Raw genomic sequence first — 20,988 nt, 5'->3', positions numbered from 1 at the left:
ACAGGCTGACAAAAATGGCAAACGGCATCAAGACCAAGAAGATCCTGCTCGTATCGACGGACAGGACCTTCGTGCAGGACACGCGGACCGCATTCGCCGCCTCCGAGATCATCCAGCTCTCGACGGTGGAAAAGAATGTCACCGAACTGCGCGGCGAGATCCAGGAGGCGGACTTCGGCGCCATCATCGTCGACATGGACGCGGCGAGACTGGAGGAAGTCGAGTCGCTGCAGCGCGTCATGCGCCGTCTGGAGGGCAAGGCGCCGGTGGTTGTCGTCACCCAGGAATTCAACGCCGCCGCGGTGCGCATCCTGGTGCAGCTCAAGGTCGCAGACTTCCTGGTCAAGCCGATCACCACGGCCGATCTGGTGCGCTCGGTGGTGCGGGCCCTGCAAGGGCCGGGGCGCGAGGAAAACACCGAATCGCAGATCTACACCTTCATGCCGGCCGCCGGCGGCGTCGGCACCACGACGCTGGCGCTGCAGACCGCATTCCAACTGCATCACTCGGTGACGCGCGGCGCCTCGACCTGTGTGGTCGACCTCAATTTCCAGCAGGGCGCCTGTGCCGAATATCTCGACCTCGAGCCGCGTTTCGACATCACCGAGATCGAAAACCAGCCCGAACGCCTCGACCGGCAATTGCTCGACGTGATGCTGTCCAAGCATGCCAGCGGGCTTTGCGTGCTGGCGGCACCGACGCATCCGTCGGAGATGCGCTCGTTCAAGACCGATGTCGTGGTTCGCATGCTGGACCTCGTCTCGGCCTATTTCGACAATGTCGTCATCGACATGCCGCGCACCTGGTTTCCCTGGACGGAGACCGTGCTGCTGGGCTCCAACAAGCTCTATATCGTCGCCGAAATGACGGTGCCGTGCCTGCGCCACACGCAAAGGCTGATCCAGGCGGTCTACGAGACCGCCGGCAAGGAAGTGAAGCCGAACGTCATCGTCAACCGTTTCGAGCAGAAGATGTTCGACAACGGCATCAAGCAGGCGGATGTCCAGGAGATCCTTGGCGAGCATTTCGTCGGCGGTATCGCCAACAATTACCGGCTGGTGCGCGAGGCGGTCGACCGCGGCGTGCCGCTGCACGAGATCGATCCCAACGCCAATGTCGTCAACGATCTGAAGAAGATCATCCTGCCGGAGGAGGCCGTCGCGACCGGAGCCAAATCGAAATCGCTGTTCGGTCTCGGCAAGGGCTTCTTGAAGAGGAAGGCCGGATGACCAGCCGTTTTTCCACCCTGCAGAACCGCGATACGCGTCCGCAGCGCCCGGCTGATACAACGCCGGTAGCGCATCATGCGGTCGTCATCCCGACCAGCCGGAAGGCTTTGCCGGCAAAGCCGGATGTCGCGCCGGCAAAGAACGCCAACAAGGTGCTCGATGCGCGCGTGCGCATTCACCGCATGCTGCTCGAGGAAATCAACCTGGTGGCGCTGGAGCGTTTGCCCAAGGAGGAGATGCGCCGGCAGGTGCATGATTTCGTCTCGGAAAAAACCCGCCAGGAGCGGATGGCGATCAACACCGCCGAACTTGAAGCGCTGGTCGACGATATCGTCGACGAGATGGTCGGCCTTGGTCCGCTCGAGCCCTTGCTCAAGGATCCCGACATCAACGACATCCTGATCAACGGCCACCAGAACTGCTTCATCGAAAAGAAGGGCAAGCTGCAGCAGGTTCATATCCCGTTCAAGGACGAGGCGCATCTGCTTAGAATCATTAACAAAATCGTCGCCGCGGTTGGCCGCAGGGTCGACGAATCGCAGCCGATGGTCGATGCCCGCATGCTGGACGGCTCGCGCTTCAACGCGGCCATCCGCCCGGTCGGCGTCGACGGGCCGCTGGTGTCGATCCGCAAATTCTCCAAGAACAAGCTCGGCCTGCACAAGCTGGTCGAATTCGGCGCCATCACGCAGAACATGGCCGAAGTGCTGGCGGCGGCCGTGCACGCCCGCAAGACGACGATCATTTCGGGCGGCACCGGCACCGGCAAGACGACTATGCTCAACGCACTGTCGGCCTTCATTCCCGAAGACGAGCGGCTGATCACCATCGAGGACGCGGCCGAACTTCAGCTGCAGCAGCCGCATGTCGCGCGCATGGAGACGCGTCCCGCCAACATCGAGGGCCATGGCGAACTCAAACAGCGCGATCTCGTCAAGAACGCGCTGCGCATGCGCCCCGACCGCGTCATCCTCGGCGAGTGCCGCGGCGAGGAGGCCTTCGACATGCTGCAGGCGATGAACACCGGCCATGAAGGGTCGATGGCGACCATCCACGCCAACACGCCGCGCGATGCCATTTCGCGCCTCGAACAGATGTTGGGCATGACCGGCATGCCGATGACGGTGCAGTCGATCCGCAGCCAGATCGCCAGCGCCATCGACATCATCGTGCAACTGACCCGGCTTTCCGATGGCAAGCGCAAGGTGACAAGCGTTGCCGAGGTGACCGGCATGGAAGGCGACGTCATCCAGATGCAGGAGATCTTCCGCTTCGTGCGCACCGGCATGGATGCCGATGGCGGCATCCTCGGCTATTTCGAGGCAACCGGCATTAGGCCGCGCTTCCTGGAGGATCTGCGTGCCATGGGCATCGAGTTTCCCGGACGGTACTTCGAACCCGGCCGGCCGCAGGAGTAGCCGGGTGTTCGACGGGCTAAGCGCAATCTATGTCGTCTATGCCGGGGCAGCACTGACCGGCATCATGATCGCCGAGGCCTGCTATCTCCTCTATGCCGGCCGCAGCGACAAGCGCACCGCCATCAACCGGCGCATGAAGCTGCAGGAAAGCAAGATCAGCCAGGAGCAGGTGCTGATCCAGCTGCGCAAGGAGCGCGGCCTCGACGCGGGCACCTCGCTGTTCTCGCCAGACCGGTTCCGCGCGCTGCGTACGCAGTCGGGCATGATCATGCCGCTGTCGAAATTTCTGATGATCACCTCGGGTGTGGCGATGGCCATGACCCTGGTCGCCATCTGGTACGGCTTGCCACTGCTGATGGGGCTTCTCCTGTTCGTCGTGCTGTTGCCGCTGGTGCCGGTGATGGCGATGCGCTCCATGCGCAAGCGTCGGCTTAAGCGCTTTGGCATGCAGCTGCCCGAGGCACTGGAACTGATCACGCGCGGCCTCAAGGCCGGTCACCCCGTGCCGGTGGCCATCGCCATGGTGTCGCGCGAAATGCCCGATCCGATCGGCACCGAGTTCGGCGTCATCGCCGATGAGGTGACCTATGGTTCCGACCTGGTCTCGGCTTTGAATTCGCTGTTCGACAGGGTCGGCCATGAGGATCTGCCGCTGTTCATCACCGCCGTCTCCATCCAGTCCAGTTCGGGGGGCAATCTGCGCGAAATCCTCGACGGCCTGGCGCTGACGATCCGCGAGCGCGGCAAGCTGCGTCGCAAGGTGCGCGCCATCTCGACCGAAGGCCGCATGTCGGCCTACATCCTGACGGCGATACCGGCGCTGCTGTTTGCCGCCATCATGGCGCTGATGCCGGGCTTCTACCGTGATGTCTGGGACGAGCCAAAGACCTGGTACCTGATCGGCGGGTCCGTGACCTGGCTGATGCTGGGCAATCTGATGATGTTCAAAATGTCGAATTTCAGGTTCTGACATGCAGGGCTTCATCGAATTCCTCGCCTCGCTCGCACCGACCTCCCTGATGCCGGTGGCGATCCTGCTTCTGGCCCTGGGCAGCGTCGCCGTCGCCTGGCCGATGGTGGCGGCGAAGGGCGACCGCAACGACGTGAAGCGCCGGCTCAAGGTCGACCATGGCGCGGTGGCCGCGAAGCCCGAGCCGCTGCAGAAGAAGAACGCCAATGTCGTGCGCGAAAAGGCGGTGAAGCGGGCGCAGGAATTCTACGCCAAGAGCGATCCGGAAAATGTCGCCCGGTTGCGCATGAAGCTGATCCAGGCCGGCTATATGGAGCCGCGCGCCGCCGGCACGTTCTTCATCATACGCTTTTCCGCGCTGGTCGGCGGCGCGATCGGCGCCTTTGTCCTCAACCAGTGGCTGGCCAGCGCCGAAGCGACGATGACCAGCCGCTGGGCGTTCGTCATCCTGTCGGGCGTGGCCGGTTATTTCCTGCCCGGCCTGGTGCTGACCCAGCAGGTGCGGGAGAAGATGCGCGAGTACCGCAACGGCTTTCCCGACTTCATGGATCTGATGATCGTCTGTTCGGATGCCGGCATGAGCATGGAAGCCGGTATCGAGCGCGTCTCGAAGGAGCTCGCCAAGACCTATCCGGCGCTCAGCCAGAATTTGCAGCTGGTGTCGCTGGAACTGAGGGCAGGGCGCAGCCTCGACGATGCGCTGAAGGCTCTCGCCGACCGCCTCAGCCTGGACGAGGTTCGCTCCTTCGCCACGCTCTTACAGCAGTCGAAGGAACTCGGCACCAGCCTGTCAGGCGCGCTGCGCGTCTTCTCCGACGAAATGCGCCACAAGCGCATGTCGCTGGCCGAGGAAAAGGCACATGCCTTGCCGGCCAAGATGTCGATACCGGTGACGGTGTGCATCCTGCCGGTGGTGCTGATGATCGCGATCATCCCGATCATCGTCAAAATGACGGGTAACCACTAGGCGACATCGATGTTCAGTGGCAAGCCTGCGCATCGCGGCTTGCCGAGCTTGATACGGAGCTTGGCCAACAAGTTGCTGCCCGAACTCGGCCCTGCGACATGAGGATCCCCATGCGAATATTGTTGTGTGCCGCCGCTCTTGCCGCGGCCAGTCTGTGGCCCGCCCTGGCCGCGGCCGATGATTGCGGCGATGCCGCCGCGCTGTTGCGGCAGGCTTATCCCAAGATTCAAAAGAGCGCCGACGGCCGCTCGTTCACGCTCGAACCGCATACCAGCATCCCGCTTGCGGTCCCGCAGGACGGTATGCCTGGCCTGCTCTGCAAGGTCTGGCCTGCCCATGACGATCTGTTGCTGGTCGCGGTGCCGCTGATCGACAGCGTCCAATCCGCCGACGGCCAGCATGTTGGCGACATCGAGCTTCTGGTCGTCGACAGGAAGACCCTGCAGGTACGCCAGCGCCTGCTCCAGCCCAGGCTGATGAACGACGATGCCGTCGCCATCCGGGGAATCGAATTCGATACCGCCCGTTATGGGCTGGCGCCGGGTGTCACCGCCTTCGGCCTGCGCATCGACATGGCCAATCATTCACAGCCCAATCCCTTCAACGAAACCGACCTGCGGCTCTACGCCATATCAGGCAATGCGCTGCAGGCGGTGCTCGACGGGCTTGCCGTAGCCGGCCATGGCGGCGAAGGCGACACCAGTTGCGCGGGATCCTTTCATTCCAGCCAGGTCAGCCTGGCGATGAGCCCGAGGATCCATCGCGGCTACCATGACATCATCGCGGTAGAGCGGAAGGATACCGACGAGCCGCTCCCCGACAAGGATGGCGAGTGCCAGTCCCACCCCGGCAAGTCGATGAGCCGGACCTACCGGCTGCGCTATGACGGCCACCGCTATCCGGTTCCGGCCGAGCTCAAGGCAATGGATCCGCCGTGAGACCGTCCCCCGCGTCCGCTTGAGGCGTTGGGGTCCGGTGGTTAATGGCTGGTAATTGCGGAAACCAAATCTTAGCTGCATTTCGGTACCGAAGCTTAATCGCTTTGCTCTAATGTCTTTACCTGAAGAACGACCCGGCAAATCGGGCGACGGGGCAGGGCATGCGTCAGACACAATTTGCGGCGATGGCCACGATGGCGGCCGTCCTGATGATCACCGGGTGCACGACGAACAACAACGTCGACACGACCAAGACGACCGCGATCCAGCCGGCGGCCAAGGATGTCGACACATCCGACCTGGCGCAGGGCAAGGCGCAGTTTCGCGACGCCAATTATGGTCTCGCCGAACAGCATTTCCGCAAGGCCGTCGAGCTGAAGGCCGACAATGCGGAGGCCTGGATGGGGCTGGCCGCCTCCTATGACGAGCTCGGCCGCTTCGACTTCGCCGACCGCGCCTATGGCCAGCTGTTGAAGGTCGCCGGCCGCAAACCGCAGATCGTCAACAATATGGGCTATTCGCAACTGCTGCGCGGCAACAAGAAGAAGGCCAGAGCGCTGCTGCTCGAGGCGAAGGCCGGCATGGCCGACCCGACGGTCGTCAACGCCAATCTCGCCTTGCTGAACAAGGGCTGATGCGCGTTTGATCCTCGCGCCGCCCAAGGGTCGATTTCCACACAAGCACTGTCGACGCTTTGTAAACCCTAAACGCAGCCTGGGTCGAAAGATCGGCTGAGAACCATGTTCGAGGGCTGCCGCTGACCTAGAATGCGGCGTAACCGCCGACGCTCGAGAGGCCCCCGCCTGATATGCTGGATTTCAGTTCGCTCCTGCTCGCGGCCGCGCTGTCGGGCACATGCCTTGCCGTCACCATGTTTGCCATCTGGCTCACCGCGCCGCGGGCGCGTTTCGTGCTGACGGTCGCGTGCGGCATTCTCGTGCTTGTCGCGCATGTGATCCTGTTCTGGCGCTACACCAAGGAGCCTGATCCGCTGCTTTGCCAGATTGCGCTGGCGCTGCTCAGCCTGGGCTTCCTGATCATCTGCCTTTCGGCCATGCAGTATCTCGGCGTGCCGGACCACAGGCGTGCGATCATGCCGACACTTGCCGCCATGGCTGTCTGCGCGGCCTTCACCTTCCTCGGCCTTGACGGTGTCGGCTTCATCGTCACCTACGCGACGGTGACCGTGCTGCTGTCGACGATCGGAGCCATGTTCTGGGTCAATGGCAGCCACGATCGCCGGATCCTGCTGGTGGTTTCGTTCCTGAGTGGCACCTGCGCGGTGTCGTTTGCCCTTTGCGGCGTGGTTCTGATGGCCAAGGGGCAATGGACGCTCGGGGCGGCGCCCGACAATTGGGCCGAACGTCTGAATTCCGTCGTGGCGGTAGCCTGCATGACCGGTCTGGGCGCCTTGACGCTCTCGCTTCATCATCTGCAGGCGCAGATCGAGCTGAAGGCCGAGACCATGACCGATCCATTGACCGGGCTGATGAACCGTCGCGGGTTGATGTCCCTCCACGGCGAGCGGCCCTTCGGTCCCTTCATGGCGGTCGTCATGTTCGACCTCGATCACTTCAAGAGGACGAACGACATCTACGGTCACCCGATCGGAGACCAGGTCCTGTGCCGCTTCGCCGCCGTCATCCGGAAATATGCCAGGACCGGCGTCGACGCCTTTCGCCTGGGTGGCGAGGAGTTCGCCATCGTCATGTCGCGGATGACGGAAGAGCGAGCCCATGATCTCGCCAGCAAGATCGGCGTCGCCTTCGGCACCGAAATCGTTCCTACCCCGCTCGGTCCGTTGCGCAGCACGGTCAGCGGCGGCATCGGCTTCGGCGGCGCCGACGGCAGCAGCCTCGACGAGGTGCTGGCCGAGGCGGATGCCGCGCTCTACGCGGCCAAGCGCGCCGGCCGAAACTGCGTCATCAGCGGCAAAAGAATGGGCCAGGCCGAACCGGTCAAGCCGGCCTTGCGCTCAGCCTAGTTATTCAGCCGCGCCCAGGTAATCCGACAGCGGCGGGCAGGAGCAGACCAGATTGCGGTCGCCGGCCACATTGTCGATGCGCGACACCGGCGGCCAGTACTTGGCCGCCGTATCGGCGTCGCCCGCGGGATAGGCCGCTTCCAGGCGCGAGTAGGGGTGGGTCCACTGGCCTGCCAGCGTCTCGGCGGCGGTGTGCGGCGCGTTGACCAGCGGGTTGTCGGCCAAGGGCCAGTCGCCCCTGGCGACTTTCGCCGCTTCGCCGGCAATGGCGATCATCGCCTCGCAGAAGCGGTCGAGTTCGCGCTTCGGCTCGGATTCCGTCGGCTCGACCATCAGCGTGCCGGCGACCGGAAACGACATGGTCGGCGCGTGGAAGCCATAGTCGATCAGGCGCTTGGCGATGTCATCGACACTGATGCCGGCGCTGTCCTTGAGCACGCGGGTATCGAGGATGCACTCATGCGCGATGCGATCGTGCCGGCCCTTGTAGAGCAGCGGGAAGTGCGGCGCGAGCCGCGTCGCCACATAGTTGGCCGAGATGATGGCGGTCTCCGTGGCCTGCTTCAGTCCGGCGGCGCCCATCATGCGGATATACATCCAGGTGATCGGCAGGATGGAAGCGCTGCCGAAGGGTGCCGCCGACACGGCATGCGCCGAGCCTTCGGTGACATGGCCCGGCAGATAGGGCTTCAGATGCGCCTTGACGCCGATCGGGCCGATGCCGGGGCCGCCGCCGCCATGCGGGATGCAGAAGGTCTTGTGCAGGTTCATATGGCAGACATCGGCGCCGATATCGGCGGGCCGGGCGAGCGCGACCAGCGCGTTGAGGTTGGCGCCGTCGAAATAGACCTGGCCGCCATGCTCGTGGATGAGGGCGCAGAGGTGGCGCGCGCCTTCTTCATAGACGCCATGCGTCGAGGGATAGGTGAACATCAGCGCCGCGAGATTCTTGGAATGCTCGTTGGCCTTGGCCCGCATATCGTCCATGTCGATATTGCCGTCTTCCAGGCAGCGCACGACGACGACGCTCATGCCGGCCATCGCCGCACTCGCCGGATTGGTGCCATGCGCGGAAGAGGGGATCAGGCAGACCGTGCGATGGCCTTCGCCGCGCGAGCGGTGATAGGCGCGGATGGCGAGCAGGCCGGCATATTCGCCCTGGCTGCCGGCATTGGGCTGCAGGCTGACCGCGTCGAAGCCGGTGATTTCGGACAGCCAGCCTTCCAGCTCGCCGATCATGGCGCGATAGCCGGCCGAATGGCTGGCCGGTGCGAAGGGATGCAGATTGGCGATGCTTGGCCAACTCACCGGCATCATTTCGGCCGCCGCGTTGAGCTTCATGGTGCAGGATCCGAGCGGGATCATGGAGCGGTCGAGCGCCAGATCCTTGTCGGCCAACCGGCGCAGCAGGCGCATCATGTCGGTCTCCGACTTGTTCTCGTTGAAGACCGGCTGGGTCAGAAACTCCTTTCCACGCGGCTTGCCGGGAACGGTGCTGTCGGCCGAGGAGGCAGCCTTGGCGCCGAACAGGGAAGCGATCGCGTCGAGATCGGCGTCTGTCGAGGTCTCGTCGAAGGCGATGCCGACATGGTCGGTGTCGAGGACGCGCAGCAGCCGGCCGGTCTTTTCGGCAGCCTCGGCGATTTGCGCGGCCTTGCCTTTCGCCTCCACCGTCACCGTGTCGAAGCGGCTGGCGCCGAGCACCGAAACGCCCGCCGCCTTGAGGCCGCTCGCCAGACGGTTTGCCAGAGCGTGGATGCGTCCGGCGATCGCCTGCAGCCCGGCGGGGCCGTGCCAGATGGCATAGGCCGTCGCCATGTTGGCGAGCAGCGCCTGCGCGGTGCAGATGTTGGAGGTCGCCTTGTCGCGGCGGATATGCTGTTCGCGCGTTTGCAAGGCAAGGCGGTATCCGGGCCGGCCCTTGCTGTCGGTCGATTGGCCGACGAGGCGGCCGGGCATCAGACGCGTCAGCTTATCGGAGACGGCGCAGTAAGCGGCATGTGGGCCGCCAAAGCCCATCGGCACGCCAAACCGCTGCATCGGGCCGACGGCGATGTCGGCGCCGAGTTTCGCCGGCGCATCGGTCAGCGTCAGGCCCAGCGGATCGGCGATGAAGACGACGATGGTACCGGTGGCGCGGGCCTTGTCGATCGCGGCCTTGTGGTCGCCATAGACGCCAAAGGTGTCGGGCCAGGAGACGAGCAGGGCAGCGGTGTTGTCGTCGATGGTCTCGCCGTCGATCTCGATGCCGAGCGGTTCGGCGCGGGTGCGCACCACATCCAGCGTCTGCGGATGCGGCGTGCCGGCGAACGCCACCTTGCTGCGCTTGTCACGGTGGTGGCGCAGCGCGATGCCGACCGCTTCGGCGACAGCGGTTGCTTCATCGAGCAGCGAGGCGGATGCCACCGGCAGTCCGGTCAATTCGGTGACCAAGGTCTGGAAATTGAACAGCATTTCCAGACGACCCTGGCTGATCTCGGCCTGATAGGGCGTGTAGGCCGTGTACCAGGCCGGATTCTCGAACAGATTGCGCTGGATGACCGGCGGCACGTGGACGCCGTGATAGCCGGCGCCGATGAAGCTCTTCAGCACGGTATTCCCAGCCATGGTCGCCGACAATTCGGCCAGCGCTTCGGCTTCGCTGGCCGGCGCGGGCAAGGTCAGCGGCAGGTCGAGGCGAATCGACTGCGGCACGGCCTGGCTGATCAGCGTCTCGACGGAAGGGACGCCGATCACCGCAAGCATGGCTCTGACATCGTTCACGCCAGGACCGATATGACGGGCCGAGAAGGGGGTAAGTGCTGTGGTCATTATCTCTAAGTCCTGATTTCAGGCGATATGGGCTTTGTAGGCGGCCTCGTCCATGAGGCCGGCGAGCTGGCTTTCGTCGGCAAGCTTCATCTTCCACAGCCAGCCGGCGCCGGTTGCCGCGGAGTTGACCAGCGACGGGTCGGAAGACAGCGTGCCGTTGGCCTCGGTGATCTCGCCGTCAACCGGCGCGTAAACGTCGGAGGCCGCCTTGACGGATTCGACCACGACGGCGGTGTCGCCCTTGGTCAGCTTCTTTCCGATCTCCGGCAGTTCGACGAAAACGAGGTCGCCGAGCTGCTCCTGCGCGTAGTCGGTGATGCCGACCGTGGCGATACCTCCTTCGACGCGGAGCCATTCGTGATCTGATGTGAAATAGGTCGTTGCCATGGAGTTCATCCTTTGCGGTAGCGATGAGGGGTGAAGGGCAGGGAGCTGATATCGACGGGGATCTTCGTGCCGCGTACGTCGGCGAACAACCGTGTGCCGGGCTTTGCCAGCGCTGCGGCGACATAGCCCATGGCGACCGGATGGCCGGCCGAGGGGCCAAAGCCGCCTGACGTGACATGGCCGGCGTGATTGCCGTCGGCATCGAACAGGGCGGCACCGGCGCGCACCGGCTGGCGGCCTTCCGGCTTCAGGCCGACGCGCTTTTGCGCCGGGCCGCGTTCGACGGCGGCGCGCAAGGCGTCGGCGCCGATAAAGGCGCCGGAAGCTCTGATGTCCTTGGGAATTGCCCACATCAGCGCGGCGGCGGCCGGGTCGGTCTCCGGCGTGATGTCCTGGCCATGCAGGCAGAGGCCGGCCTCAAGCCGCAGGCTGTCGCGCGCGGCAAGGCCGATCCACAGAACGCGTTCATCCTCGAGCAGCTTCGTGACCAAATCACGCGCGTCCGCCTCCGGCAGGCCGATCTCGAAACCGTCCTCGCCGGTGTAACCCGACCGGCTCATGAACCAGTCTTTCCGCGGCTCGACCCCGTGCATGAACAGCAGCGAGCCGGTCTCGATGCCGGCACGGGACAGGACTGCCCAGGCCTCGGGTCCCTGGATGGCCAGGAAGACGCGGTCGAGCGGCTCGACCTTCACATCGAAATTCGCGGCCAGTTCACGCAGATGCTTCTCGTCGGCGGCGGCGTTGCCGGCATTGGCGACCACCATGAACCTTGTATCGCCGAGCCGGGTGACGATCAGGTCGTCGAGGATGCCGCCGGCCTCATTGAGGAAGAAGGACAGTTTCGACTGCGAGATTTCGAGCGCGCCGGCATCCAAGGGGCAAGCGCGGTCGAGCAGCGCAACCGCTTGCGGTCCGCTGACCTCGAACAGTTTCATGTGCGAGATGTCGAAGAGACCGGCATGCTCGCGGGTGTGCAGGTGCTCCTTCATGACGCCGGCCGGATAGGTCAGTGGCATCGACCAGCCGGCAAAGGCGCCGAAGCGCGCACCGGCGGCTGTGTGGATATCTTCGAGGGGAAGGTGTTTTGAGTCGTCGCCCGTCATGTCGTCTCCAGAGTCGCACGCAATCGGCCGCGAATGGCGACCAGTCCGTGCCCCTCTGTCTGAAGCCTGAGAGACTCGCGCAGCCGGAACTCTGTCAGCGGCGCTTACACCTTCGGCGCGGGGGCAAGCCCCGACTTTCCAGAGTGTCTTTCCCGTCTACGGTTCTTTTGCCTGAGAGATTTCGGGCGATTTCCCCTTCGGCGGCAGCTCTCGCTGCTCTCTCCCGCAAACAGGTAGGACTCAGAATCCCGAGCCCTCGACGCGCCATCCATAGCCCGTCGGCGACACCTTGTCACCTCCCAGCGACATCAAAGGTGCGTCGCGATGAAACGGATTCAGGTGATGCGCTTTAGCTCTTTGTTTGATGCATGTCGTTTTCCTAAAACCGCTGCGCACTTTTGGGCGACATGCACTGGCCGGCAAGTCTTCGCTAACCACGCCGTTTGCCGGTTTTTCAAGACACTCCTGATATAGCGGGCCGATGTAACGCTTTGGGGCGGACGGGGACGACAATGGGCGAATTGATCATGAGCGCGCCGGTGGCGGGGCTGACCTCGAAGAATCGCATTGCCCCGGAGGATGTGGTGATGCTGCGCCGCGACGTGTTCGCCGATGGCGTGGTGACGCGAGGCGAGGCCGAGGCGCTGTTCGCTCTCGACCAGACGGCCCAGGACAAATGCGCGGAGTGGGCACCGTTCTTCGTCGAGGCGGTGACCGACTACATCGTCCACCAGGAGAAGCCGTCCGGCTATATCTCGCAGGACAATGCCGACTGGCTGGTCCGCACTATTTCGCGCGACGGCATGGTCGACAGCCGCACCGAACTCGAATTGCTGGTCCATGTGCTGGAAAAGGCGAGATCCTCGCCGAGCAAGCTTTGCGTCTATGCGCTGGAGCAGGTCGCGCATGCCGTCATCGACGGCAAGGGGCCGCTGATGCTGGGCGGCGTGCTGGTGCCCGGACTGATCGCCAAGGCGGAAGTCGAGCTGCTGCGCCGCATCCTCTACGCCCATGGCGGCGACGGCAACATCGCCATCACCCGCGGCGAGGCCGAGGTGCTGTTCAGGATCAACGAGCACACCGCCCAGGCCAAGAACGATCCGTCCTGGAACGACCTTTTCGTCAAGGCGATCGCCAATTTCGTCATGTGTTCGGCCGGCTATGAGGCGCCGACCCGCGACGTGGCGCTGCGCCAGGAGAGCTTCCTCGAACATGCCGAGCCGGCAATCGGCGGGTTCTTCAGCCGCATGGTCTCCGGCAGCCTTGCTGGCGTCATCGAGGCCTATCGGTCCCCCGATGACATCGAGGCCGAATGGGAGGCCAAGAACAGGGCGGCCGAGGCCCTGGCCCGCCGTGCCGAGACGATCGATGCCGGCGAAGCCAAATGGCTGGTCGAGCATATCGGCGTGGATAGGCCTCTGTACGAGAACGAGCGCGCGCTGCTGACCCTGATCAAGCACGCCTCGCCGGAGATACATCCGGCATTGAGGCCGCTGCTTGAGAAGGTTGCCTAAAGTGCACCGTCCGCTGCTGTCGTTTTACAAAGGATGATGTTGGAGTGGCCTTCGGGCCATTCCGCGAGTTCGGCGATGCGCCGGAAGCCAGCCTTTTCGTAGAGGCCCGGTGCCTGGAAGTCGTGGCTGGAGACCCAAATTCTCCTGACTCCTCGAACCGTTGCCTCAGCGACAAAAGCGCTGAGCAACTGCCTTGCATAGCCGCGACCGCGATAGGCCTCGTCAATCCACATCAATGTCAGCTCGGACGTGCTCGCCCAAGAGTAGCCGGCGGCAACGCCGATCGCATGTCCTGCACCGTCACGAATAACGAAAGCCAGTCCCCGGTCATCGGCGCAGCCCGTCGCGCGCCGGTTGTCGTTGTGGAGGCGTTCCTCGAGCGAACTCAACTCGATCGGCGAAAGATCGTGCTCGGCCTGTATGCGGGTGGTCATCAAATCCCGCCATACCAGTCATAGCCATTGTCTTCCCAATAGCCGCCGCGGCCGCCGCCGACATTGGCGAAGCCGTCGACCAACTCGATCTTGTAGAGATATTTCGGCATCTTATAGCCGAGTTGGCGTTCGACGCGGACGCGCAACGGGGCGCCGTTTTCTTCCGGGAGCGGTTTGCCGTTCAGGCCGTAGGCGAGGATCGTCTGCGGATGGCGGGCGTCGATCAGGTCGATCGTGCCGTAATATTTGATGTCGCCGGATAGGCTGCGGTCGATCGTGTCGAGGCAGTGGAACATGACGTAACGCGCCTGCGGCTTGACCACCGCCTGGTCGAGCACCAGCGACAACGGCGTGCCGGTCCATTTGGCGATGCAGCTCCAGCCCTCGACGCAGTCGTGGCGGGTGATCTGCGTGCGGCTTGGCATGTTCTGAAGCTGCTCGCGGCTGAGCGACAGCGGCTTTTCGACGAGGCCCGAGACTTCCAGCCGCCAGTCGGCGAAATTGTTGGCGAGCAGGCCCTTGTAGGTGTCGTCGTCAGGGGCGGTAACGCCGTTCGGCCGCTGCGGCTGGCGGATATCGGCCTCGGTGAATTCCGGTGCCAGCGCGTCACGGCCGGCAAGCAGGCGTTGCGCGCGATATGTCAGCCCATTGGCGTTTTCGAGGAAACTGCGCAGGCCGCTGCCGATGCTCAACTGGCTGTCGAAAGCGTCGCAGCCCGACAGCATGATACCCGAGGCGCCAAGGCTGGCGGCGGTCAGGAATTTCCTTCGACTGATCTGAAAATTGGGGCTGATCTCAAACTTCGCCATGTCAGGCACTCCTCTCGGTCGTCTTGTCGTCATGCGCGGGAGGGTCGGTGCGGTACCAGCCGGTGATGATCGAGCGCAATTCGTTGATCGGGCCGGCGGCCAGGATCATCAGAATGTGGATGATGAAGAAGCCGACCAGCAGCAGCATGACGGTGAAATGAATGGTGCGCGCCGTCTGCCGGCCGCCGAGCACTTCGTTGAGGAAAGGCAGCACCGAATTCATGCTGGGCGACAGGGCAAGGCCGGTGATGATCATCAGCGGCAACAGCACGAACAGCACACCGCCATAGGCCATCTTCTGCAGTGTGTTGTATTCACGTGTGTGATGGAATTTCAGCTTCGCGTGGTCGACTATGTCCCGCGGCAGCCGCTTGAGGTCGTCGAGGCGCGGGGCGAGATCGCGCCTGATATGGCCGTTGACCAGGCTTGCGACCAGCCAGACGATCAAGGTCGTCGTCAGGATCCAGGCGAAGAAGAAATGCACGACGCGGGCGGTGCCGAGGTCATAATAGGACGGGATGGTCGCCCAGGACGGGAAGCCACGCGCCGTCTCGTTGCCTGGCGGACCCGACCAGCCGAGCACGCCCGTCGTGTCGAAGCGGTGCCCGAAGATCTCGGTGAAGCCGCGCGGCCCGGCGCTCGTGTTTTCGGCGCCGATTTCGAAAATGGTGTTGTTGTAGCCGAAGCCGGATTGCTTGCCGATATAGAGCTGCGGCCGGGCGTTGAAGATCTGCAGGCCGGAAAGCAGCATGAAGAACAGCGAAATGGCCCAGATCCAGTGTGTCAGCCGCGTCCACCGCGACTGCCGGTAGATCAGCGTGCTGTCGCTCGACACGGGAGCGTCCGGTCCGGTGGCGGATTGGCTTCTGGCAACGGATTCCATTTTGTCTCGTCTCCCGGCCTCGCGGCGTGACCTGCGCGTTCATTGTCCTCCTGATACGTCGCGATCCAAACCGATGTTTCACCCGATCACGGATTTATTACGGGCCACCCAGGCTGACGGCGAGATTGACGGCCGCGGCGACGATGACCGTGTTGAAGAAAAACGACAGGATCGAGTGGACGAGGACGACACAGCGCATATGCGTGGTCGAGATGTTGGTGTCGGCGGTTTGCGCCGTCATGCCGATGACTGCCGAGAAATAGAGGAAATCCCAACCTTCCGGGCGCTTGTCGCCTGGGAACAGCAATCCGCCGACCGGGATTTTCTTCTTGGTTTCAGCGTCCACCGCATCGCCGTCCATCCAGTAGACATGCGCATAGTGAAGTGCGGCCATGGCATGGATGGTGAACCAGCCAAGCGGGATCGACAGCAGCGCGAAACCGAGTTCGACGGAATTGCCTCTGTTCTTCTGGTTGATAAGCAGGAACAACGAGACAACGGCGACGACAACGACGACGAGCGTCACGGCGAAGATGACCAGCACCGGCTGGTCGGTGGCGCGCGCATTCTTGCTCAGATACTTGCCGGTGAATTTGGGCATCTGGCTGACGACGAGAATGACGTAGGCGGCGAAAAAGGCATTGGCGCCGATCGAATAGGCGAGCGGGGCGTGCAGCAGCAACGCCACGAGCAGCGCAAACGCGCCGAAACACGCCGACATTGCGAACAGCATATGGCGCTGCATAGGTTTCTGGATCGGGGCTTCGATGGCCATGACGTCTCCACCCTTGATCGCGCTCGGTTTCTAGCCGGGTGTGGCGGATTTCAGCGCGCGCCGCAAGATGCGGTCGAGTTCACCAAGAAACCGCGAACGGTCCTGCGGCGCGAAGGAGGCATTGTAGCCCTTGCTCTCACCGGTCTCGCGCAAATGCTGCTTGAGGTCGCGCATGGCCACCGCCATGCCGATGGTTTCGGGCGTGAACGGCCGCCCGGTTGGCCCAAGCACATGCGCCCCGAGCGCCACCGCGCGGGCGGCAAGCGGAATGTCCGCCGTGATCACGATGTCGTTGGATTTGGCATTCTCGACGATCCAGTCGTCGGCGGCGTCGGCGCCCTTGGCGACCACGACATTGCGGATCATTGGATCGCGCGATGGCCGCAAGCCGCCATTGGAGACGTAGGTGACGACGACGCCGAGGCGCTCGGCGACCTTTTCCACCTCGGCCTTGACCGGGCAGGCGTCGGCATCGACGTAGATGGCGGGTGCGGGCATAATCCCTCCGAAACGGACAGGGGCCGGAAACGTGTCCGGCCCCTGCCTGAAATCTTACAGTGTTCAGGCCGGCAAGGCGCCGGACTTCTTCGCGGTCCAGGTGGCCATATAGTCCATCAGGCCAGGGTTGAGACAGTCATAGGGTTCGAGCCCGATTGTCCTTAGCTGCGCGCGAATACCGTCCATCCGTTTTGGATCGACGCCGGATTCGATGATCGACGAGACGAAGGCTGCAAACCCCGGCGGCGACCAGCCATCCTCGACGAAGCGCTCGGGATGGATGAAGGTCAGGCCCTTGAAGGGATGGTCGCGCTCGACCGGGCCGTGCATATGGACACCGCAGCCGGTGCAGGCATGGCGCTGGATCAGCGCCGCGGAATCGACCACTTTCAGCTTGTCGCCGTTCTCGCTGACGGTGACGTCGCCCGTGCCGGCCACGGCAACCACCGAGAATACCGCGCCTTCCGGCTTCCAGCATTTGGTGCAGCCGCAGGCATGGTTGTGGGCGATCTGCCCCTTGACCTTCACCTTGACCGGCTTGCTGGTGCAGGCGCAGACCAGCGTGCCGCCGGCAAAGCTCGCGCTCTCCTTTGGCAGGCCATTGTCGATTTTCGGATGCAGTTTCTCCGCCATTCTTTTCTCCTCCCAGTTGTGAACCACAGAGGTCGCTGGCCGGTCGGTCGGCGGCGTGTGGCTTGCTTCAGTAAACGACGACGCTTCGGATCGACTTGCCCTCGTGCATGAGGTCGAACCCCTTGTTGATCTCGTCCAGTTTCAGCAAATGGGTGATCATCGGATCGATCTGGATCTTGCCGTCCATGTACCAGTCGACGATGCGCGGCACGTCGGTGCGGCCGCGCGCGCCGCCGAAGGCGGTGCCCATCCAGGTGCGGCCGGTGACCAGCTGGAACGGCCGCGTCGAGATTTCCTGCCCGGCGCCGGCGACGCCGATGATGACCGACTTGCCCCAGCCGCGGTGCGAGGCTTCCAGCGCCTGGCGCATCACCTTGGTGTTGCCGGTGCAGTCGAACGTGTAGTCGGCGCCGCCGATCTGGTCGGCGCCGCGCTTGGTCATGTTGACGAGGTAAGGCACGATGTCGCCGTCGATCTCCTTCGGATTGACGAAATGCGTCATGCCGAACCGCTCGCCCCATGCCTTCTTGTCGTTGTTCAAATCGACGCCGATGATCATGTCGGCGCCGGCAAGCTTCAGGCCCTGAATGACGTTCAGGCCGATACCGCCAAGGCCGAAGACCACGGCGGTCGCGCCTTGCTCGACCTTGGCGGTGTTGATGACGGCGCCGATGCCGGTGGTGACACCGCAGCCGATGTAGCAGATCTTGTCGAAGGGAGCGTCCGGATTGACCTTGGCCACCGCGATCTCGGGCAGCACGGTGAAGTTGGAGAAGGTCGAGCAGCCCATATAGTGGAAGATCTTGTCCTTGCCGATCGAGAAGCGCGACGAGCCGTCGGGCATCAAGCCCTGGCCCTGCGTGGCGCGGATCGCCGTGCACAGATTGGTCTTTCTTGACAGGCAGGACGGGCACTGCCGGCATTCCGGCGTGTAGAGCGGAATGACGTGGTCGCCCTTCTTGACCGAGGTGACGCCCTTGCCGACATCGACCACCACGCCAGCGCCCTCATGGCCGAGAATGGCTGGGAACAGGCCTTCGGGATCGGCGCCCGACAGCGTGAACTCGTCGGTGTGGCAAATGCCGGTCGCCTTGATCTCGACCAGCACCTCGCCTTCGCGCGGACCGTCGAGGTCGACCTCCATGATCTCCAGCGGCTTTCCGGCGGCGACAGCGACAGCGGCGCGGGTTTTCATAGGGCGTCCTCCAAATGCGAATTTTTTTCCAAGGTTTCAGGTTTTTTCGACACGATCAACTAGAAGCTGGTGCCGAGACTGGGCCACAGCGATGAATTGGAATCGCAAATCGATTGAAAGGCAGTGATTTGCATGGTCGGCTTGACCCCGCAAGCACAGGTCATAAAAGGAACGACCGACCGGAGGGGAATGACCTCAGCATGTTCACGAAAATCCTGATCGCCAACCGTGGCGAGATCGCCTGTCGCGTCATCAAGACGGCGCGCAAGATGGGGATTGCCACGGTCGCCGTCTATTCCGATGCCGATCGCGATGCCGTGCATGTCGAGATGGCCGACGAGGCGGTGCATATCGGGCCTTCGCCCGCCGCGCAAAGTTATCTTGTCCCTGAAAAGATCATCGCCGCCTGCAAGGAAACCGGGGCTCAGGCCGTGCATCCCGGCTATGGCTTCCTGTCCGAGCGCGCCGCCTTCTGCGAAACGCTGGAGAAGGAAGGCATCGTCTTCATCGGCCCGAAGCCCAAGGCGATCAAGGCCATGGGCGACAAGATCGAATCGAAGAAATTCGCCAACGCCGCCAAGGTTTCGACCGTGCCCGGCTGGCTTGGCGTCATCGAGAATGCCGACCACGCCGAACAGATCGCCGGCGAGATCGGCTATCCCGTGATGATCAAGGCCTCCGCCGGCGGCGGCGGCAAGGGCATGCGCATTGCCTGGAACCAGTCGGAAGTGCGCGACGGTTTCGACCGGGCGCGCTCGGAAGCCAAGAGCTCGTTCGGCGACGACCGCGTGTTCATTGAGAAATTCGTCGTCGATCCGCGCCATATCGAGATCCAGGTGCTGGCCGATGCGCATGGCAATGCGCTCTATCTCGGCGAGCGTGAATGCTCGATCCAGCGCCGCAACCAGAAGGTGGCGGAAGAGGCGCCGTCGCCCTTCCTCGATGCCAAGACGCGCAAGGCCATGGGCGAGCAGTCGGTGGCGCTGGCCAGGGCGGTCGACTACCAGAGCGCCGGCACGGTCGAGTTCATCGTCGACAAGGACAAGAACTTCTATTTCCTTGAAATGAATACACGATTGCAGGTCGAGCATCCGGTGACGGAGCTCGTCACCGGCATCGATCTGGTCGAGCAGATGATCCGCGTCGCCGCCGGTGAGAAGCTCGCCTTGAAGCAAAGCGACATAAAGCTGAATGGCTGGGCGGTGGAAAGCCGGCTCTATGCCGAGGACCCGTATCGCAATTTCCTGCCGTCGATCGGCCGGCTGACGCGCTACCGGCCGCCGGAGGAAGGGCAATTCGGCGATGTGATCATCCGCAACGACACCGGCGTCACCGAAGGCTCCGAGATTTCGATGTTCTATGACCCGATGCTCGCCAAATTGTGCACCTGGGCGCCGACGCGCATCGAAGCGATCGATGCCATGTCGGAAGCGCTCGACAGTTTTGTGGTCGACGGTATCGAGCACAACATTCCGTTCCTGGCGGCGCTGATGCAGCATCCGCGCTGGCGGGAAGGGGCGATATCGACCGGCTTCATAGCCGAGGAATATCCCGACGGTTTTGCGCCCGTCGTGCCGAACAGCGGAGAAAAAGCAGTTCTCACCTCGATCGTGACCGCGGTGGAATTGCTGCGCCGCGACCGGCTCGACCGGCTGGGCGGGCGGTTGGCGCCGCATTCGGGTGCGCTCAAGCGCGATTGGGTGGTGACGCTCGGCGACGACTACCTCCAGGCGTCCATCCTCGAAGGCATGATATCCATTCCGATGGAGATCGACCTGTCGATCGACGGCGGCAAGGCGCTGACCGTTTCATCCGACTGGCGGCCGGGCGACCTGATCTGGCGCGGCACGGTCGGCAAGCGCTCCGTTGTCGCCCAGATCCGGCCTGTCGCCAACGGTCTTCGCATCGCCTGGAAAGGCATGTCGGTGACCGCGCGCGCCATGCTGCCGCGCATCGCCGAGCTGGAACGGCTGATGCCGGAGAAGGTGGCGCCGGACACGTCGAAACTGCTGCTTTGCCCGATGCCCGGCCTCGTCGTGTCGATCGCTGTCACCGAGGGCCAGGAGGTCAAGGCCGGCGAGACCTTGGCCGTGGTCGAGGCGATGAAGATGGAAAACGTGCTGCGCGCCGAACGCGACCTCGTCGTATCGAAACTCAACGCCAAGCCCGGCGACAGCCTGGCTGTGGACGCGGTGATCATGGAATTCGCCTAGAGATTGTTTGGAAATTCTACTTCGGCCGCCATCTGAAGGCGTTTTCTGCGCTTCCCGTTCTACTTGCGCACCGGTTCTCGAAACCACCATCATATGACTCGCCGGAGCGAATGTCGAAACAATCTCTGAGGTGAGGCGCCGTGCATTCGGCAAGCCTGTGATTGGCGGTCGTTTGTGCTGGACTGGTATCGCCCTGTCCCGGACAATACATCTCCATCGACTCA

19 protein-coding genes and 1 riboswitch are annotated in these 20,988 nt (G+C 63.3%); of the genes, 9 read left to right on the top strand and 10 right to left on the bottom strand.

The annotated features are described in order from the left end of the window. Positions 1–14 precede the first annotated feature (14 nt). From AB4Z43_RS00240 to AB4Z43_RS00210, 7 genes are all read left to right on the top strand, one after another. Positions 15–1,229 carry an AAA family ATPase gene (locus AB4Z43_RS00240; protein WP_019858430.1) on the top strand — a complete coding sequence of 405 codons (1,215 nt, stop codon included), beginning with the start codon at positions 15–17 and terminating at the stop codon, positions 1,227–1,229. Continuing rightward, on the top strand, positions 1,226–2,647 hold the full coding sequence (locus AB4Z43_RS00235; RefSeq protein ID WP_019858429.1) for a CpaF family protein: 1,422 nt from the start codon (positions 1,226–1,228) through the stop codon (positions 2,645–2,647). The genes AB4Z43_RS00240 and AB4Z43_RS00235 overlap by 4 nt, the downstream gene beginning before the upstream one ends. Before the next feature lie 4 nt (positions 2,648–2,651). Continuing rightward, a complete protein-coding gene (locus AB4Z43_RS00230; RefSeq protein ID WP_441935307.1) occupies positions 2,652–3,617 on the top strand; it encodes a type II secretion system F family protein in 966 nt (321 codons plus the stop codon). Between the two features lies 1 nt (position 3,618). Beyond that, on the top strand, positions 3,619–4,584 hold the full coding sequence (locus tag AB4Z43_RS00225; protein WP_202359856.1) for a type II secretion system F family protein: 966 nt from the start codon (positions 3,619–3,621) through the stop codon (positions 4,582–4,584). A gap of 110 nt (positions 4,585–4,694) precedes the next feature. Beyond that, a complete protein-coding gene (locus AB4Z43_RS00220) occupies positions 4,695–5,522 on the top strand; it encodes a hypothetical protein (RefSeq protein ID WP_441935306.1) in 828 nt (275 codons plus the stop codon). Positions 5,523–5,683: 161 nt separating this feature from the next. After that, on the top strand, positions 5,684–6,157 hold the full coding sequence (locus AB4Z43_RS00215; RefSeq protein WP_019858425.1) for a tetratricopeptide repeat protein: 474 nt from the start codon (positions 5,684–5,686) through the stop codon (positions 6,155–6,157). 173 nt (positions 6,158–6,330) lie between these two features. Continuing rightward, positions 6,331–7,506, top strand: coding sequence for a GGDEF domain-containing protein (locus AB4Z43_RS00210; protein WP_441935305.1), 1,176 nt, complete (start codon positions 6,331–6,333; stop codon positions 7,504–7,506). On the opposite strand, the gene gcvP is transcribed toward AB4Z43_RS00210, so the two are convergent. Genes gcvP through gcvT form a run of 3 tightly spaced genes read right to left on the bottom strand, consistent with a single transcriptional unit; the run spans position 7,507 to position 11,810 of the window. Further along, a complete protein-coding gene (gcvP, locus tag AB4Z43_RS00205) occupies positions 7,507–10,320 on the bottom strand; it encodes an aminomethyl-transferring glycine dehydrogenase (protein WP_441936128.1) in 2,814 nt (937 codons plus the stop codon). It abuts the gene before it with no gap. 15 nt (positions 10,321–10,335) lie between these two features. Then, positions 10,336–10,704 carry a glycine cleavage system protein GcvH gene (gcvH, locus tag AB4Z43_RS00200; RefSeq protein ID WP_027046888.1) on the bottom strand — a complete coding sequence of 123 codons (369 nt, stop codon included), beginning with the start codon at positions 10,702–10,704 and terminating at the stop codon, positions 10,336–10,338. A 5-nt stretch (positions 10,705–10,709) separates the two neighbouring features. Beyond that, positions 10,710–11,810 (bottom strand): glycine cleavage system aminomethyltransferase GcvT, encoded by a 1,101-nt coding sequence (gene gcvT / locus AB4Z43_RS00195; RefSeq protein WP_038647063.1) that lies wholly within the window; start codon positions 11,808–11,810, stop codon positions 10,710–10,712. Positions 11,811–11,959: 149 nt separating this feature from the next. Then, positions 11,960–12,046, bottom strand: a riboswitch (glycine riboswitch). A gap of 276 nt (positions 12,047–12,322) precedes the next feature. Between gcvT and AB4Z43_RS00190 the strand changes: the two genes are divergently transcribed. Then, positions 12,323–13,324, top strand: coding sequence for a hypothetical protein (locus tag AB4Z43_RS00190; RefSeq protein ID WP_441935304.1), 1,002 nt, complete (start codon positions 12,323–12,325; stop codon positions 13,322–13,324). On the opposite strand, the gene AB4Z43_RS00185 is transcribed toward AB4Z43_RS00190, so the two are convergent. The 7 genes from AB4Z43_RS00185 to AB4Z43_RS00155 form a co-directional block, all read right to left on the bottom strand. Next, on the bottom strand, positions 13,321–13,758 hold the full coding sequence (locus tag AB4Z43_RS00185; RefSeq protein ID WP_051726801.1) for a GNAT family N-acetyltransferase: 438 nt from the start codon (positions 13,756–13,758) through the stop codon (positions 13,321–13,323). The genes AB4Z43_RS00190 and AB4Z43_RS00185 overlap by 4 nt on opposite strands. Continuing rightward, complete coding sequence (locus tag AB4Z43_RS00180; protein WP_441935303.1) at positions 13,758–14,567, bottom strand: molybdopterin-binding protein; 810 nt, start codon at positions 14,565–14,567, stop codon at positions 13,758–13,760. The genes AB4Z43_RS00185 and AB4Z43_RS00180 overlap by 1 nt, the downstream gene beginning before the upstream one ends. A gap of 1 nt (position 14,568) precedes the next feature. Next, positions 14,569–15,450, bottom strand: a complete 882-nt coding sequence (locus AB4Z43_RS00175) for a cytochrome b/b6 domain-containing protein (RefSeq protein ID WP_038647057.1) — start codon at positions 15,448–15,450, stop codon at positions 14,569–14,571. A 97-nt stretch (positions 15,451–15,547) separates the two neighbouring features. Beyond that, positions 15,548–16,225, bottom strand: a complete 678-nt coding sequence (locus tag AB4Z43_RS00170; protein WP_019858416.1) for a DUF1345 domain-containing protein — start codon at positions 16,223–16,225, stop codon at positions 15,548–15,550. Positions 16,226–16,255: 30 nt separating this feature from the next. Next, positions 16,256–16,723, bottom strand: coding sequence for a YaiI/YqxD family protein (locus AB4Z43_RS00165; RefSeq protein ID WP_441935302.1), 468 nt, complete (start codon positions 16,721–16,723; stop codon positions 16,256–16,258). A 63-nt stretch (positions 16,724–16,786) separates the two neighbouring features. Beyond that, entirely contained in the window at positions 16,787–17,356 is a 570-nt protein-coding gene (gfa, locus tag AB4Z43_RS00160) for an S-(hydroxymethyl)glutathione synthase (protein ID WP_027046885.1), read from the bottom strand. Between the two features lie 67 nt (positions 17,357–17,423). After that, positions 17,424–18,551, bottom strand: coding sequence for an S-(hydroxymethyl)glutathione dehydrogenase/class III alcohol dehydrogenase (locus AB4Z43_RS00155; RefSeq protein WP_019858413.1), 1,128 nt, complete (start codon positions 18,549–18,551; stop codon positions 17,424–17,426). 200 nt (positions 18,552–18,751) lie between these two features. On the opposite strand from AB4Z43_RS00155, the gene AB4Z43_RS00150 reads away from it, so the two are divergent. Further along, positions 18,752–20,764, top strand: a complete 2,013-nt coding sequence (locus AB4Z43_RS00150; RefSeq protein ID WP_441935301.1) for an acetyl-CoA carboxylase biotin carboxylase subunit — start codon at positions 18,752–18,754, stop codon at positions 20,762–20,764. The last annotated feature ends 224 nt before the right edge of the window (positions 20,765–20,988 follow it).

Source organism: Mesorhizobium sp. 2RAF45, assembly GCF_052115225.1.
In the GTDB taxonomy this organism is placed as follows: domain Bacteria; phylum Pseudomonadota; class Alphaproteobacteria; order Rhizobiales; family Rhizobiaceae; genus Mesorhizobium; species Mesorhizobium jarvisii.
This window is presented reverse-complemented; position numbering and strand designations above follow the sequence as displayed.

What these genes read in the sequence shown, in the direction of transcription:
- AB4Z43_RS00225 (WP_202359856.1), top strand. Translation starts at nt 3,619, where the DNA reads ATGCAGGGCTTCATCGAATTCCTCGCCTCGCTCGCACCGACCTCCCTG.
- AB4Z43_RS00190 (WP_441935304.1), top strand. Translation starts at nt 12,323, where the DNA reads ATGGGCGAATTGATCATGAGCGCGCCGGTGGCGGGGCTGACCTCGAAG.
- AB4Z43_RS00155 (WP_019858413.1), bottom strand. Translation starts at nt 18,551, where the DNA reads ATGAAAACCCGCGCCGCTGTCGCTGTCGCCGCCGGAAAGCCGCTGGAG.
- gfa (WP_027046885.1), bottom strand. Translation starts at nt 17,356, where the DNA reads ATGGCGGAGAAACTGCATCCGAAAATCGACAATGGCCTGCCAAAGGAG.
- AB4Z43_RS00165 (WP_441935302.1), bottom strand. Translation starts at nt 16,723, where the DNA reads ATGCCCGCACCCGCCATCTACGTCGATGCCGACGCCTGCCCGGTCAAG.
- AB4Z43_RS00185 (WP_051726801.1), bottom strand. Translation starts at nt 13,758, where the DNA reads ATGACCACCCGCATACAGGCCGAGCACGATCTTTCGCCGATCGAGTTG.
- AB4Z43_RS00150 (WP_441935301.1), top strand. Translation starts at nt 18,752, where the DNA reads ATGTTCACGAAAATCCTGATCGCCAACCGTGGCGAGATCGCCTGTCGC.
- AB4Z43_RS00175 (WP_038647057.1), bottom strand. Translation starts at nt 15,450, where the DNA reads ATGGAATCCGTTGCCAGAAGCCAATCCGCCACCGGACCGGACGCTCCC.
- AB4Z43_RS00210 (WP_441935305.1), top strand. Translation starts at nt 6,331, where the DNA reads ATGCTGGATTTCAGTTCGCTCCTGCTCGCGGCCGCGCTGTCGGGCACA.
- AB4Z43_RS00215 (WP_019858425.1), top strand. Translation starts at nt 5,684, where the DNA reads ATGCGTCAGACACAATTTGCGGCGATGGCCACGATGGCGGCCGTCCTG.
- AB4Z43_RS00170 (WP_019858416.1), bottom strand. Translation starts at nt 16,225, where the DNA reads ATGGCCATCGAAGCCCCGATCCAGAAACCTATGCAGCGCCATATGCTG.
- gcvT (WP_038647063.1), bottom strand. Translation starts at nt 11,810, where the DNA reads ATGACGGGCGACGACTCAAAACACCTTCCCCTCGAAGATATCCACACA.
- gcvH (WP_027046888.1), bottom strand. Translation starts at nt 10,704, where the DNA reads ATGGCAACGACCTATTTCACATCAGATCACGAATGGCTCCGCGTCGAA.
- AB4Z43_RS00180 (WP_441935303.1), bottom strand. Translation starts at nt 14,567, where the DNA reads ATGGCGAAGTTTGAGATCAGCCCCAATTTTCAGATCAGTCGAAGGAAA.
- AB4Z43_RS00240 (WP_019858430.1), top strand. Translation starts at nt 15, where the DNA reads ATGGCAAACGGCATCAAGACCAAGAAGATCCTGCTCGTATCGACGGAC.
- AB4Z43_RS00235 (WP_019858429.1), top strand. Translation starts at nt 1,226, where the DNA reads ATGACCAGCCGTTTTTCCACCCTGCAGAACCGCGATACGCGTCCGCAG.
- AB4Z43_RS00220 (WP_441935306.1), top strand. Translation starts at nt 4,695, where the DNA reads ATGCGAATATTGTTGTGTGCCGCCGCTCTTGCCGCGGCCAGTCTGTGG.